Annotated in this window: 12 protein-coding genes; 10 read left to right on the top strand and 2 right to left on the bottom strand. The window is 64.8% G+C overall.

Going from position 1 to position 13,115, the window contains the following annotated elements:
• The first annotated feature begins 4 nt into the window (after nt 1-4).
• Entirely contained in the window at nt 5-1,288 is a 1,284-nt protein-coding gene (cytX, locus tag N7650_RS00975) for a putative hydroxymethylpyrimidine transporter CytX (RefSeq protein WP_009399512.1), read from the top strand.
• Here cytX and N7650_RS00970 read toward each other — a convergent pair.
• Complete coding sequence (locus N7650_RS00970; protein ID WP_279896598.1) at nt 1,257-1,997, bottom strand: RsiV family protein; 741 nt, start codon at nt 1,995-1,997, stop codon at nt 1,257-1,259. The genes cytX and N7650_RS00970 overlap by 32 nt on opposite strands.
• A gap of 213 nt (nt 1,998-2,210) precedes the next feature.
• Here N7650_RS00970 and N7650_RS00965 point away from each other — a divergent pair, with 213 nt between their 5' ends.
• The 9 genes from N7650_RS00965 (at nt 2,211) to N7650_RS00925 (ending at nt 11,474) form a co-directional block, all read left to right on the top strand.
• Entirely contained in the window at nt 2,211-2,828 is a 618-nt protein-coding gene (locus N7650_RS00965) for an NUDIX domain-containing protein (protein WP_279896596.1), read from the top strand.
• Nucleotides 2,819-3,271 (top strand): DUF1249 domain-containing protein, encoded by a 453-nt coding sequence (locus tag N7650_RS00960; protein ID WP_009399515.1) that lies wholly within the window; start codon nt 2,819-2,821, stop codon nt 3,269-3,271. Before N7650_RS00965 ends, N7650_RS00960 begins: the two co-directional genes overlap by 10 nt.
• 84 nt (nt 3,272-3,355) lie before the next feature.
• Complete coding sequence (gene cpdA / locus N7650_RS00955; protein ID WP_279896593.1) at nt 3,356-4,168, top strand: 3',5'-cyclic-AMP phosphodiesterase; 813 nt, start codon at nt 3,356-3,358, stop codon at nt 4,166-4,168.
• Nucleotides 4,169-4,272: 104 nt separating this feature from the next.
• Entirely contained in the window at nt 4,273-4,881 is a 609-nt protein-coding gene (locus N7650_RS00950) for a YqiA/YcfP family alpha/beta fold hydrolase (protein WP_279896591.1), read from the top strand.
• Between the two features lie 36 nt (nt 4,882-4,917).
• The gene (parE, locus tag N7650_RS00945) at nt 4,918-6,822 is read left to right on the top strand and encodes a DNA topoisomerase IV subunit B (protein WP_009399518.1); all 1,905 of its coding nucleotides are present in this window, start codon (nt 4,918-4,920) and stop codon (nt 6,820-6,822) included.
• Complete coding sequence (locus tag N7650_RS00940) at nt 6,819-7,805, top strand: esterase-like activity of phytase family protein (protein WP_279896589.1); 987 nt, start codon at nt 6,819-6,821, stop codon at nt 7,803-7,805. Before parE ends, N7650_RS00940 begins: the two co-directional genes overlap by 4 nt.
• Nucleotides 7,802-8,320: a TIGR02281 family clan AA aspartic protease gene (locus tag N7650_RS00935; protein ID WP_009399520.1), complete on the top strand. Its 519-nt coding sequence runs from the start codon at nt 7,802-7,804 to the stop codon at nt 8,318-8,320. The genes N7650_RS00940 and N7650_RS00935 overlap by 4 nt, the downstream gene beginning before the upstream one ends.
• Nucleotides 8,321-8,330: 10 nt before the next feature.
• On the top strand, nt 8,331-10,589 hold the full coding sequence (gene parC, locus N7650_RS00930) for a DNA topoisomerase IV subunit A (RefSeq protein ID WP_009399521.1): 2,259 nt from the start codon (nt 8,331-8,333) through the stop codon (nt 10,587-10,589).
• Between the two features lie 171 nt (nt 10,590-10,760).
• Nucleotides 10,761-11,474, top strand: coding sequence for a PqiC family protein (locus N7650_RS00925; RefSeq protein WP_009399522.1), 714 nt, complete (start codon nt 10,761-10,763; stop codon nt 11,472-11,474).
• Nucleotides 11,475-11,499: 25 nt separating this feature from the next.
• On the opposite strand, the gene N7650_RS00920 is transcribed toward N7650_RS00925, so the two are convergent.
• Entirely contained in the window at nt 11,500-13,110 is a 1,611-nt protein-coding gene (locus N7650_RS00920) for an arylsulfatase (RefSeq protein ID WP_279896585.1), read from the bottom strand.
• Nucleotides 13,111-13,115 lie beyond the last annotated feature (5 nt).

The raw sequence follows: 13,115 nt of genomic DNA, 5'->3' as shown, positions 1-13,115 counted from the left end.
TATCGTGTCCCTACCCAGCAACTACTCCCCCGATTCCCCCGTCCCCGGCCACCAGCGCATCTTCGGCGCCCGTGACCTGTTCTCCCTGTGGTTCTCTCTCGGCATCGGCCTGATGGTCCTGCAGACCGGCGCGCTGCTGGCGCCGGGCCTGGGGCTGGCCGGGTCGATCCTGGCCATCGCCCTGGGCACCCTGGTCGGCGTTCTGCTGCTGGCCGCGGTTGGGGTGATCGGCAGCGACACCGGCCTTTCGGCCATGGCCGCCCTGCGCCTGAGCCTGGGCCGGCACGGCGCGGCGCTGCCGGCGGTGCTCAACCTGCTGCAACTGATCGGCTGGGGATCCTTCGAGATCATCGTCATGCGCGACGCCGCCAGCCTGCTTGGCGCGCAGTCATTCGGCGAAGGCAGCGTCTGGAACAGCCCGCTGCTGTGGACCCTGTTCTTCGGCGGTCTCGCTACCTTGCTGGCGGTCAGTGGTCCGCTGACCTTCGTGCGCCGCATCCTGCGCAAATGGGGGATCTGGCTGCTGCTTGGCGCCTGCCTGTGGCTGACCTGGAACCTGTTCGCCAAGGCCGACCTGTCCGCTCTGTGGACGAAGGCGGGTGACGGCACCCTGTCGCTGGCGGTGGGCTTCGACATCGCCATTGCCATGCCGCTGTCGTGGCTGCCTCTGATAGCCGACTACTCGCGCTTCGGCAAGCGCGCCAGCCGGGTTTTCGGCGGTACCGCGCTGGGCTTCTTCATCGGTAACTTCTGGCTGATGAGCCTGGGCGTGGCGTACACCCTGGCGTTCGCCCCGAGCGGTGAAGTCAACGCCTTGCTGCTGGCGTTGGCGGGTGCGGGCCTGGGTATTCCGCTGCTGCTGATCCTGCTCGACGAGTCGGAAAACGCCTTCGCCGATATCCATTCGGCGGCGGTGTCCAGCGGCCTGCTGCTACGCCTGAAGGTTGAGCACCTGGCGTTGGCGATCGGCGTGGTCTGCACCCTGATCGCCTGTTTCGCGCCGCTGGCGCAGTACCAGAACTTCCTCCTGCTGATCGGCTCGGTGTTCGCGCCGTTGTTCGGCGTGGTGCTGGTGGACCACTTCGTGCTGCGCCGGCGTCGCCTGCCGGCGCAGGTCGGTTCGCTGCACTTCGGCGCCGTGCTGGCATGGGCCGGCGGCGTGGCAACCTACCATCTGCTGGCGAACCATATGCCGGAGGTCGGTGCGACCCTGCCGGCCTTGCTGCTGGCAGGGGTGCTGCACGGGCTGTTCAGCTTCAGCCGCGGCCGGGGAACAGTTCCGGCTTGATCACACCATTGAGGCGCGGGTAGGGGATCTTCAGTTCGACGTGGCCCATGGCGTAGGGCGCAATGGCGTACACGTCGTACTTGAGCACCACTGCGCCGTAGGTCAGGGCGATGTTCGGGGTTTTCTGGAACGGCCAGTTCTTCACGAATTCCGGGTCCTGGTCCATCTTGGTCGAGATCAGCCAGCCGCGATGGGCCTCTTGCGCGGTTTTCCAGAACGTCTCTTCCTGGCCCGGAACCAGCATGTCCTGCAGGGTCAGGACCTTTTCCTGCTGGCGCGACCAGTTGATGAAGGCGCGGCCGGGGTTGCCGTGGGCGCCGCCGGTATCCAGGTAGCTGGACAGCTCGATGATCACCAGTCCGTCATGCTGCTCGCGTACCTTGGCTTGCAGATAGCTGCTGTTACGGCTCTGCGCCGAACGCAGGAAACTCTCTTCATAGGCCTTGAGCGAGGTCGGCAGCGGTCCGCCGGCGGCGGCGAACTGCAGCAGGCGACGCTCGATCACCGCGTCCAGTTGCGGCTGGGCCGGGAAGTGCAGGGTGTCGATGTTCACCAGCGGGCAATCGCTGGCGCTGCAACCGGGCTTGATGTGCTCCCAGGCTTCGCGCTTGACCTCCAGCGGCTTGCGCATGTTGGGCTGGAAAACGCTCTGGCAGGCCCCGAGGGCCAGGGCCAGTACGGCCACGGTAGTCAGTTTCGCAAGCGTCATGATGATCCTTCTGGAACGACGGTAATCGGCCTTGGACCGCCGGCATGGCAGTCGGTTCGCCGCTAACCTTGATTAGACAGACGGTGCCTATCCTCGCAGTCCTTGGGTTGACTTGAAAGAGGGTGAAAGCCGAGGGTACGCGGGGTAGGATGGCGCGAAGCCACAAGCCCGAAGTCGAATGTGACGTTGTAGATAGAGGCATCGAGGATTTCCATGACAGACAACTCCAGCACCGTTCCAGCCGCCGTCGAGATCGTCCAGCGCGACACCTGCTTCCAGGGTTTCTATCGCCTCGACCGGGTACGCCTGCGGCATGAGCTGTTCGCCGGTGGCATGGGCCGGGAGATCAGCCGGGAACTGTTCGTGCGCCACGATGCGGTGTGCGTCCTGCCCTATGATCCGCAGCGCGACGAAGTGGTGCTGATCGAGCAGTTCCGCGTCGGCGCCCTGGGCAAGACCGCCAATCCCTGGCTGGTGGAACTGGTCGCCGGTCTGATCGACAAGGACGAACAGCCGGAAGAAGTTGCGCACCGCGAGGCGCAGGAGGAAGCTGGGCTGACCTTCTCCGCGCTGTGGCCGATGACCCGGTATTTCCCGTCACCCGGTGGCAGCGACGAGTTGGTCCATTTGTACCTCGGTCGTTGCAGCAGCGAGGGGGCTGGCGGGCTGCATGGCCTGGAAGATGAGGGCGAGGATATCCGCGTGCGGGTCTGGGCATTCGAAGATGCCCTGCAAGCCGTGCGCGACGGGCTGATTGCCAATGCGGCGTCGATCATCGCCTTGCAGTGGCTGGCCTTGAACCGCGATGAAGTCAGGGGGATGTGGTCGTGAATCTTGTGCGTGAACGCTATCGGGTCGATCTGGTTGGCTTGCAGGCTGCCTGCGAGGCGAACTATGCACGCCTGATGCGTTTGCTCCCGGCGATGCGCACCTCCCTGGAGTCACGGCGCATCGGCATGACCCAGGGCGACCAGATGCTTGGCGTGCTGACCCTGGAAGTGCTGCAGGCCTGCCCCTACACCACCACCCTGCGCGTGCGCCAGGAGCACAGCCTGCCGTGGCTGCCGGTACCGCAACTGGAAGTGCAGGTCTATCACGACGCGCGCATGGCCGAGGTGGTCAGCGCCGAGCACGCCCGACGGTTCCGCAGTGTCTATCCCTACCCCAATGCGGCGATGCATCAGCCGGACGAAAAGGCCCAGCTCAACCTGTTCCTCGGCGAGTGGCTGAGCCACTGCCTGGCCTGCGGTCACGAACTCGAAGCGGTTCGCTGAAATGTGACGGGGGTCTTGGTGGCGGTTTGATCCTCCGATCCTTCCCCACCATAATCGTGCAGATTCCCCCAAGGAGACGGTCCCTTGCCGCACGCAACCCTCTCATCCAGTGCCCCGGTCCGGCTGGTGCAGCTTTCTGACAGTCATCTGTTCGCCGATGGCGAGGGTTCCCTGCTGGGCATGAATACCCGTGACAGCCTGCAACGGGTCATCGACCAGGTGCTCACCGAACAGCCGCGTATCGACCTGGTGCTGGCCACCGGTGATCTGTCCCAGGATGGCAGCGAGGCGTCCTACCGGCAGTTTCGCGAGATGACCGCAGTGCTCGGAGCACCGACACGCTGGCTGGCTGGCAACCACGACGAGCCACTGCCGATGGAGCGGGTGGCGGCAGGCACCGATCTGCTGGAGGCGGTCACCGATATCGGCAAGTGGCGCGTGATCATGCTCGACTCGTCGATTCCCGGCAGCGTGCCGGGGCGTCTGGAAGCCGATCAACTGCAACTGCTCGACCAGGCCCTCGGCAGCGCCGATGGCCGTCACTGCCTGGTGTGCCTGCATCATCAGCCCATCTCCATCGACTGCGCCTGGATGGCGCCCATCGGCTTGCGCAATCCCGAGGCACTGTTCGCCGCCATCGCACCTTATCCACAGGTGCGGGCGCTGCTTTGGGGGCACATTCACCAGGAGTGGGACCAGCATCTCGACGGGCGCCGGCTATTGGCCTCGCCGTCCACCTGCATCCAGTTCGAGCCGCGCAGCGAGGATTTCAAGGTCGATGAACAGCGTACGCCCGGCTACCGCTGGCTGGCCCTGCATGACGATGGTCGCCTGGAAACCGGCGTCTCGCGCCTTGGTGATTTCGCCTTCGATGTGGACTACGGCAACGGCTACTGAAGCACCGCGTAATCTCTAAAGCTGAATCATTTCCCTCTTATCAGGCTAAACTGCGCGTCTTTGTGCCCGTCACTCGCGGGCATTTCAGGAAATCCGGGGGCGGAATGTCGGGCTCGATCCTTTATATCCATGGTTTGAACAGCTCGCCTGGCTCGATGAAGGCCAGCCAGTTGCTGGCGGTCATGCAGCGCATGGGGCTTGCCGGGCAACTGCGGATCCCGGCGCTGCATCACCATCCGCGCCAGGCCATCGCCCAGCTCGAAGCCGACATTGCCGAACTGGGCCGGCCATTGCTGGTCGGTAGTTCCCTCGGCGGCTACTATGCGACTCACCTGGCCGAACGGCATGGATTGAAGGCGCTGCTGATCAACCCGGCGGTCAATCCGCACCAGTTGTTCGACGGCTACCTGGGCACCCAGACCAACCACTACACCGGCGAGACCTGGGAACTGACCCACGATCACGTCGAGGCCCTGGCGGCGCTGGAAGTACCGCCGCCGCAGGATGCCGCGCGTTACCAGGTATGGCTGCAGACCGGCGACGAAACCCTTGATTATCGCCGCGCCGAACGTTTCTACCGGGCCTGTGCCCTGCGTATCGAAGCCGGTGGAGACCACAGCTTCCAGCGCTTCGCCCTGCATCTGCCAGCGCTGTTGTCCTACGCAGGCATTGATGCGAAGGCGTATCAGGACCTGGATTTTTCTGTATTTTGATTGCTTATTTTCACCCACGAACGACGACGAGAACCCATGGCCAATCCCAGCGCTAGCGCCTATAACGCAGACGCCATCGAAGTCCTCTCGGGGCTTGACCCGGTACGCAAGCGTCCGGGCATGTACACCGACACCAGCCGCCCCAACCACCTGGCCCAGGAAGTCATCGACAACAGTGTCGACGAAGCCCTGGCCGGCCATGCCCGTTCGGTCCAGGTGATCCTTCACGCCGACCATTCCCTTGAAGTAAGCGACGACGGTCGCGGCATGCCGGTGGATATCCACCCCGAAGAGGGCGTATCCGGGGTCGAGTTGATCCTCACCAAGCTGCACGCCGGCGGCAAGTTCTCCAACAAGAACTACCAGTTTTCCGGCGGTCTGCACGGCGTCGGCATCTCGGTGGTCAACGCCCTGTCGACCCAGGTCCGGGTGCGGGTCAAGCGTGATGGCAACGAGTACCAGATGACCTTCGCCGACGGCTTCAAGGCCAGCGAGCTGGAAGTCATCGGCAGCGTCGGCAAGCGCAACACCGGGACCAGCGTGTATTTCTCCCCGGATCCGAAGTATTTCGATTCCGCGAAGTTCTCCGTCAGCCGCCTCAAGCACGTGCTCAAGGCCAAGGCCGTACTGTGCCCGGGCCTGTCGGTCACCTTCGAGGACAAGAGCACCGGCGAGAAAGTCGAATGGCATTACGAAGACGGCCTGCGCTCCTACCTGGTCGACTCGGTCAGCGAATTCCAGCGCCTGCCGGACGAGCCGTTCTGCGGCAGCCTGGCCGGTAACAAGGAGGCCGTGGACTGGGCCCTGCTGTGGCTGCCCGAGGGTGGCGACAGCATCCAGGAAAGCTACGTCAACCTGATTCCTACCGCCCAGGGCGGTACCCACGTCAACGGCCTGCGCCAGGGCCTGCTGGACGCGATGCGCGAGTTCTGCGAGTTCCGCAACCTGTTGCCCCGTGGCGTCAAGCTGGCGCCGGAAGACGTCTGGGAGCGCATCACCTTCGTCCTTTCGATGAAGATGCAGGAGCCGCAATTCTCCGGGCAGACCAAGGAACGCCTGTCCTCCCGCGAAGCCGCCGCCTTCGTCTCCGGTGTGGTGAAAGACGCGTTCAGCCTGTGGCTCAACGCCCATCCCGAGCTGGGCATGCAACTGGCCGAGCTGGCCATCAGCAACGCCGGCCGTCGCCTCAAGGCAAGCAAGAAGGTCGAGCGCAAGCGCGTCACCCAGGGCCCGGCGCTGCCAGGCAAGCTGGCGGATTGCGCGGGCCAGGACCCGATGCGCGCCGAGCTGTTCCTGGTCGAGGGCGACTCTGCCGGTGGTTCGGCCAAGCAGGCGCGGGACAAGGAGTACCAGGCGATCCTGCCGCTGCGCGGCAAGATCCTCAACACCTGGGAAGTGGATGGCGGCGAAGTCCTCGCCAGCCAGGAAGTGCACAACATCGCCGTGGCCATCGGCGTCGACCCGGGTGCCACCGACCTGAGCCAGCTGCGCTACGGCAAGATCTGCATCCTCGCCGACGCCGACTCCGACGGCCTGCACATCGCCACCTTGCTCTGCGCCCTGTTCGTCCAGCATTTCCGTCCGCTGGTCGAGGCCGGGCACGTTTATGTGGCGATGCCGCCGCTGTACCGCATCGACCTGGGCAAGGAAATCTACTACGCCCTGGATGAAGCCGAGCGTGACGGCATCCTCGACCGCCTGGTGGCCGAGAAGAAGCGTGGCAAGCCGCAGGTCACCCGATTCAAGGGCCTCGGCGAGATGAACCCGCCGCAACTGCGCGAAACCACCATGGACCCGAACACCCGGCGCCTGGTCCAGCTGACCCTCGACGACTTCGAGCAGACCCGCGAAATCATGGACATGCTCCTGGCCAAGAAGCGCGCGGGCGATCGCAAGTCCTGGCTTGAAAGCAACGGCAACCTGGCCGAGGTCATGGCTTGATCCGTGGCTTGCTCGTGGCGCTGCTGGCCCTGTCCGCAGCGCCGGCCATGGCCGACCCGTGGCCGGAGCTGACCCTGCTCGGCGAGCATCCGGTCGAAGGCATGCGCGGCGGCAACCTCTCGGGGCTGGCGCAGTGCAACGGGACCTTGTGGACCATTTCCGACCGCGATGACGACCTGGTCTACAGGCTCGATACCACCAGCCATGTATGGCAGGCGCTGGGCGAGCCGCTGGCGGCGCCAGCCGTGCCGGATCCCGGCTTCCCGCTGGGGCTGCGCTCGCGGCAGTGGGCGGCTTCGCTGGTGCGTGGCGGCGATCTGGACTTCGAGGGCATCAGCTGTGATGCGGCCGGCAACCGCTACATCGTCAGCGAAGCCTACGCTGCGGTGCTGGAGGTGCCGGTGCAAGGCGAGCCGAACTGGCTGAAGATCGATCCGGCGATGATCCGTCAGGCCCGGGCCAGCGGCATGCTCCTGCACTTCAACGCCTTGTTCGAAGGCCTTGCCGTCAGCCCGGCCGGCGACCGCCTGTGGCTGGCTGCCGAGCGCGAGCGCCGCGGCCTGTTGCTGGTCAACCGCAAGCAGAGCACCTGGACCTGTGGCGACGCTTGCGTCCTGCTTAGCGAGGCCGGCACCGAGATGCAGCCGGACCAGTTTCCCAAGGCCCGCGAGGTGTCGCGGGACTTTTCCGACCTGGCACTGTTCGAGGGCAAGCTGTTCACCCTGGAACGCAACGCCTACCGCATCTGCCGTCGTGACGCCCAGGGCGGGCAGGTGGAGCGCTGCTGGTCATTTGCCGGCGAAGCCTTGACCGAACAGCGGCAATACAGCCAGCCCTACGGCCTGGCCGAGGCCCTGGTGATCGACGCCGAAGGTGCCTGGATCGGTATCGACAACAACAACGGCACCCGCGCCGATGGCGAGGACCGCCCGATCGTCTGGCGTTTCGCCGCGCCGAAAGGCGGCTGGAGCGCGAAGAAATGAGCCAGACCCCTGGCCAGCGCATCGGGCGGGTGTTCATGGTTCTGGCCTGGGCGGCTGGCCTGTTCCTTGCCACGCGCTTTTTCGGCGCGTGGGAAGACCGGCAGGTCAATCCCAACAGCCAGATCACCTCGCAACATGGTGACGGTTTCGTCGAGGTGCGCCTGGCCAGCAATGGCCAGGGGCATTTCGTCGCCGACGGCCTGATCAACGGTCAGGCCGTGCATTTCCTGCTGGATACCGGGGCCACCGATGTCGCGATTCCCGAGGCCCTGGCGCGGGACTTCGGCCTGCAGCGCGGAGCATCGGTAACCTTGAGCACCGCCAATGGCCGCACCGAGGGCTACCGGACGCGGCTGGACAGCGTGCAACTGGGCGATATCCTGCTGCGCGATGTCCGCGCCCTGGTGGTCCCCGGCCTCGATGACAGCCAGGTATTGCTGGGCATGAGTGCCCTGAAACAACTTGAATTCACCCAGCGCGGCGGCACCTTGCTGCTGCGCCAGACCTTGAACTGATGAGGCCCGCATGAGCGACTCCCTTGATCTGAGCCTCGATGGCGTAGAGCGCCGGTCACTGGCCGACTTCACCGAACAGGCCTACCTCAACTATTCCATGTACGTGATCATGGACCGGGCCCTGCCGCATATCGGCGACGGCCTGAAGCCGGTGCAGCGGCGCATCGTCTATGCCATGAGCGAACTGGGCCTGGATGCCGACTCCAAGCACAAGAAGTCGGCGCGTACCGTCGGTGACGTGCTCGGTAAATTCCACCCCCACGGCGACTCGGCCTGCTATGAAGCCATGGTGCTGATGGCACAGCCCTTCAGCTATCGCTACACCCTGGTCGATGGCCAGGGTAACTGGGGTGCGCCGGACGACCCGAAGTCCTTCGCGGCCATGCGCTACACCGAGGCGCGCCTATCGCGCTATTCCGAAGTGCTGCTCAGCGAGCTGGGCCAGGGCACGGCTGACTGGGTGCCGAACTTCGACGGTACCCTCGAAGAACCAGCCGTGTTGCCCGCACGATTGCCGAATATCCTCCTCAATGGCACCACCGGTATCGCCGTGGGCATGGCCACCGACGTACCGCCGCACAACCTGCGGGAAGTCGCCAGCGCCTGCGTGCGCCTGCTCGACGAGCCTAAAGCCACCATCGAGCAGCTGTGCGAGCACATCCAGGGCCCGGACTATCCGACCGAAGCGGAAATCATCACCCCGCGCGCCGAACTGCTGAAGATCTACGAAAGCGGTCGCGGCTCGATCCGCATGCGTGCCGTCTATCGCATCGAGGACGGCGATATCGTCGTTACCGCGCTGCCGCACCAGGTTTCCGGGGCCAAGGTGCTGGAGCAGATCGCCGCACAGATGCAGGCCAAGAAACTGCCGATGGTCGCCGACCTGCGTGACGAGTCCGACCACGAGAACCCGTGCCGCATCGTCATCATCGCCCGTTCCAACCGGGTCGATCTGGACGAACTGATGCAGCACCTGTTCGCCACCACCGACCTTGAGTCGAGCTACCGGGTCAACGTCAACATCATCGGCCTCGACGGCCGGCCGCAATTAAAGAACCTGCGCGCACTGCTGCTGGAGTGGCTGGAGTTCCGCATTGCTACCGTTCGTCGGAGGCTGAAGTTCCGTCTCGACAAGGTCGAGCGCCGCCTGCACCTGTTGGACGGCTTGCTGGTCGCCTTCCTCAACCTGGACGAAGTGATCCACATCATCCGCACCGAAGACCAGCCCAAGCAGGCGCTGATCGCCCGCTTCGAGCTGACCGAGACCCAGGCTGACTACATCCTCGAAACCCGTCTGCGCCAGTTGGCGCGACTGGAAGAGATGAAGATCCGCAGCGAGCAGGAAGAACTGCTGAAAGAGCAGGCCAGGTTGCTGGCCCTGCTGGGCAGCGACAGCAAGCTGCGCAAGCTGGTGCGTAGCGAGCTGATCAAGGATGCGGAAACCTACGGCGATGACCGTCGTTCGCCGATCGTCGCCCGTGCCGAGGCCAAGGCCCTGTCGGAAAACGAGCTGATGCCGACCGAGCCGGTCACTGTCGTTCTGTCGGAAAAAGGCTGGGTGCGCTGTGCCAAGGGGCACGATATCGATGCCACCGGCCTGGCCTACAAGGCGGGTGATGGCTTCAAGGTGGCAGCGGCAGGGCGATCCAACCAGTTCGCCGTGTTCATCGATTCCACCGGGCGCAGCTATTCGCTTCCTGCTCACAAGCTGCCAGGGGCACGGGGCCACGGCGAGCCGCTTACCGGTCATCTGAAACCGCCACCTGGCGCGGTTTTTGAATGCGTGCTGATGCCGGACGACGAGGCGCTGTACGTGGTCGCTTCCGACGCAGGCTACGGTTTCGTGGTCAAGGGCGAGGATTTGCAGGCCAAGGTGACGGCCGGCAAAGCCCTGCTCAGCCTGCCCAACGGCGCCAAGGTGCTGGCGCCGCGGCCGGTTTCCGACCGCGAGCAGAACTGGCTGGCCGCAGTGACCACCGAAGGCCGCCTGCTGGTGTTCAAGATCAGCGACCTGCCGCAACTGGGCAAGGGCAAGGGCAACAAGATCATCGGCATACCCGGTGATCGGGTGGCCACTCGTGAAGAATATGTCACCGACATGGCAGTACTCTCCGACGGGGCGACCCTTGTATTGCAGGCCGGCAAGCGTACCCTGTCACTCAAGGGCGAGGACCTGGAGCACTACAAGGGTGAACGCGGCCGTCGGGGCAACAAGCTGCCGCGTGGCTTCCAGCGGGTCGATGCGTTGCTGGTCGAGACTCCCGAGTAGTACGAAAACACGCCCGGATACGGTAATTTCCTACACGTTCCGGGCGTAAATACTGGAGTCAGAGCGTGTTTTCGCGGATGATAGCCCCCCTGTGGCGCCGGCGTGGCCGGGTGCCCGACTGAAATCATGAGTATCACTGCGGTGCCGTGTGGTGGCCGCCTGGATGGGATGATGACTTTTCTGCGCCTTCCATTTGTTCTTCTGCTGACCGGCGTGCTCGGCCTGGCAGGGTGCAGCATGCACCAGCCGGTTGCGCTGTATCAGCTCGACAGCGGCGAGCCGGGCCAGCCTAAGCAGGCGGCCGGCATGTCGGTGGTGCTGGGGCCGGTATCGGTCGCCGATTACCTGCAACGCGAGACCCTGCTGCAACGTCAGAGCGACGGCAGCCTGACTGCGGCGACGGACGGTCGCTGGGCAGGCAGCCTGTCGGCGGATATCGATCAGTTGCTGGTTCGCCAGCTGGCCTGGCGCCTGGACAGCCAGCGCGTGGTCCTGGCCCCGGCCAGCACCGGCTTCAACCCGGATGTACAGGTATTGCTGTCGATCACCCGCCTGGATTCCGGGGCGAACCAACCGGCGGTCCTCGATGCGCAATGGCGCTTGCTGGACCGTCGTGGCCAGGTGCGGGACAACCGTATCGTGCACCTCGAACAGCCGCACGCGGGCAGTTCGGCGGCGCAGGTCCAGGCCCAGGGCCAGTTGCTGCAGAAGCTGGCCGAGCAACTGAGCACTGCGCTCAAGCCATTGGCCAACCAGCCGGCGCTGGCGGAAGAGGCGCCGGCGAAGAAACCGGCTGCACCTGTTCAGGTACGCAAGGAGCCGGAGAAGCCAAAGATTCCCATGGCTTCGCCGATTCGTACCGATATGGAAGTTTTCCGCTTCTAAGCCACGGCGATCAGCGTTCGCCGGCTCAGTCTGGCTGAAACGGCGATTCGCTGAGGATCACTCCGGTTTCATCCACATAGCGCTGCCACTCTTGCAGCAGGGTGCGCAGCTTGTCCGGCTGCTCCCGGGCGAGGTCGTGAATCTCTCCCGGGTCCCGGCCCAGGTCGTACAACTGCCAGGTTGCCGGGCCCACCGGCCCCGGGATGTACACCGCCTTCCATTGGCCCTGGCGAATCGCCCGGCGGCCGAACAGCTCCCAGCCCGTCACGGTGTGCTGATCATGCACCTGGGCGGTTTCGCCCGAGAGAAAGCCCAGCCAGGACTTGCCCCGCAGCGGCGCTACATCGCGCCCGTGCCAGCGCTTGCCGGGGTGGCGCACGCCGGCAAGGTCGAGCAGGGTCGGGGTGATGTCCATCACCGTGCCGAAACCGTGGCTGATCTGCCCCTTGAGCGGCAGTTGCGGGTAATGCAGCAGCGCCGGCACGCGAATCCCGCCCTGGGTGGTGAACGCCTTGAACAGCCGCGACGGCGCGGTGGCCGCCTGGGCCCAGGCCGGGCCGTACCAGACGTAGGAGTTGGCCCGGCCGATGTTCTCCAGGCGGTTGTCGTAGTGCTGGTTGAGGTAGGTCAAAAGCTCCGGGCCGAACTTGGGGAAGGCTTCCAGCAGCGCGCCCTCGGCGCCGTTGTCTGACATGAACAGGATCAGGGTGTTGTCCAGCTGGCCCTGCTGGCGCAGGTAGTCCACCACCCGGCCGATGTTCCAGTCCATGCGCTCGACCATCGCCGCATACACCTCCATGGCCCGCGCCGACAGTTGCCGTTGCTCATCGCTGAGAGCATCCCACTCGGCGTTGAGGTTGAGCAGTGGATGGGGCTCGACTTCGCTATCGATCAGGCCCAGGGCCTTGAGTTTTTCCAGGCGCTCGCGGCGCAGCACCTCGGGGCCGGCGTCATAGCGGCCGCGGTATTTGGCGACGATCTCCTCAGGTGCCTGCAGCGGCCAATGAGGTGCCGAGAACGGCAGGTAGGCAAAGAACGGCCGGCTCTGGTCGCGCTCTTTCAGGTACTGCAGGAGCTTGTCGCCGAACGCATCGGAGGAATAGAAATCCTCAGGCAGTTCATCGATGAAACGGTCGTCCTCGATGTACAGCGCCGGGGTCGATTTCAGCAGCCCGGGCGTGTGTTCGTCGTAGGTCGGCTCGAAGCCGTAGTGGTTGGCCGCCCCTGGCAGCAGCGAGAACGAACGCTCGAAACCCCGGGCATGGGGCGCGCGCTCGGCGGTCAGGCCCAGGTGCCATTTGCCGCTCATCAGGGTCTGGTAGCCGGCTTCGCGCAATAGCTCTGGCAGGGCCACCACGCGGTCGTTGAGGTAGCCCTCGTAGCCCGGCTTGCCGATCAGTTCCGGGGTCAGGGCTTCGGCCATGGTGCCGATCCCTGCAATGTGGTGGTCGGTGCCGGTGAGCAGCATGGAGCGGGTCGGCGAGCAAGTCGGGGCCGTATGGAAATCGGTCAGGCGCAGGCCATTGAAGGCCAGGGCATCGAGGTTCGGCGTGGCGATCTCGCCACCGAAGGCGCCGAGGTCGGAGAAACCCAGGTCGTCGGCCAGGATCACCAGAAAGTTGGGGCGTTGCGGCATCGCGG

Source organism: Pseudomonas sp. GD04058 (assembly GCF_029836855.1).
GTDB lineage: Bacteria > Pseudomonadota > Gammaproteobacteria > Pseudomonadales > Pseudomonadaceae > Aquipseudomonas > Aquipseudomonas bharatica.
Note: the sequence above shows the minus strand (reverse complement) of the source record. Positions and strands in the feature narration are given on the sequence as shown.

Bases quoted from the DNA above. Each gene is read 5' to 3' on its own strand.
- N7650_RS00920 (WP_279896585.1), bottom strand. From the start codon at position 13,110: ATGCCGCAACGCCCCAACTTTCTGGTGATCCTGGCCGACGACCTGGGT.
- parE (WP_009399518.1), top strand. From the start codon at position 4,918: ATGGCCAATCCCAGCGCTAGCGCCTATAACGCAGACGCCATCGAAGTC.
- parC (WP_009399521.1), top strand. From the start codon at position 8,331: ATGAGCGACTCCCTTGATCTGAGCCTCGATGGCGTAGAGCGCCGGTCA.
- N7650_RS00925 (WP_009399522.1), top strand. From the start codon at position 10,761: ATGACTTTTCTGCGCCTTCCATTTGTTCTTCTGCTGACCGGCGTGCTC.
- N7650_RS00950 (WP_279896591.1), top strand. From the start codon at position 4,273: ATGTCGGGCTCGATCCTTTATATCCATGGTTTGAACAGCTCGCCTGGC.
- N7650_RS00935 (WP_009399520.1), top strand. From the start codon at position 7,802: ATGAGCCAGACCCCTGGCCAGCGCATCGGGCGGGTGTTCATGGTTCTG.
- N7650_RS00970 (WP_279896598.1), bottom strand. From the start codon at position 1,997: ATGACGCTTGCGAAACTGACTACCGTGGCCGTACTGGCCCTGGCCCTC.
- N7650_RS00965 (WP_279896596.1), top strand. From the start codon at position 2,211: ATGACAGACAACTCCAGCACCGTTCCAGCCGCCGTCGAGATCGTCCAG.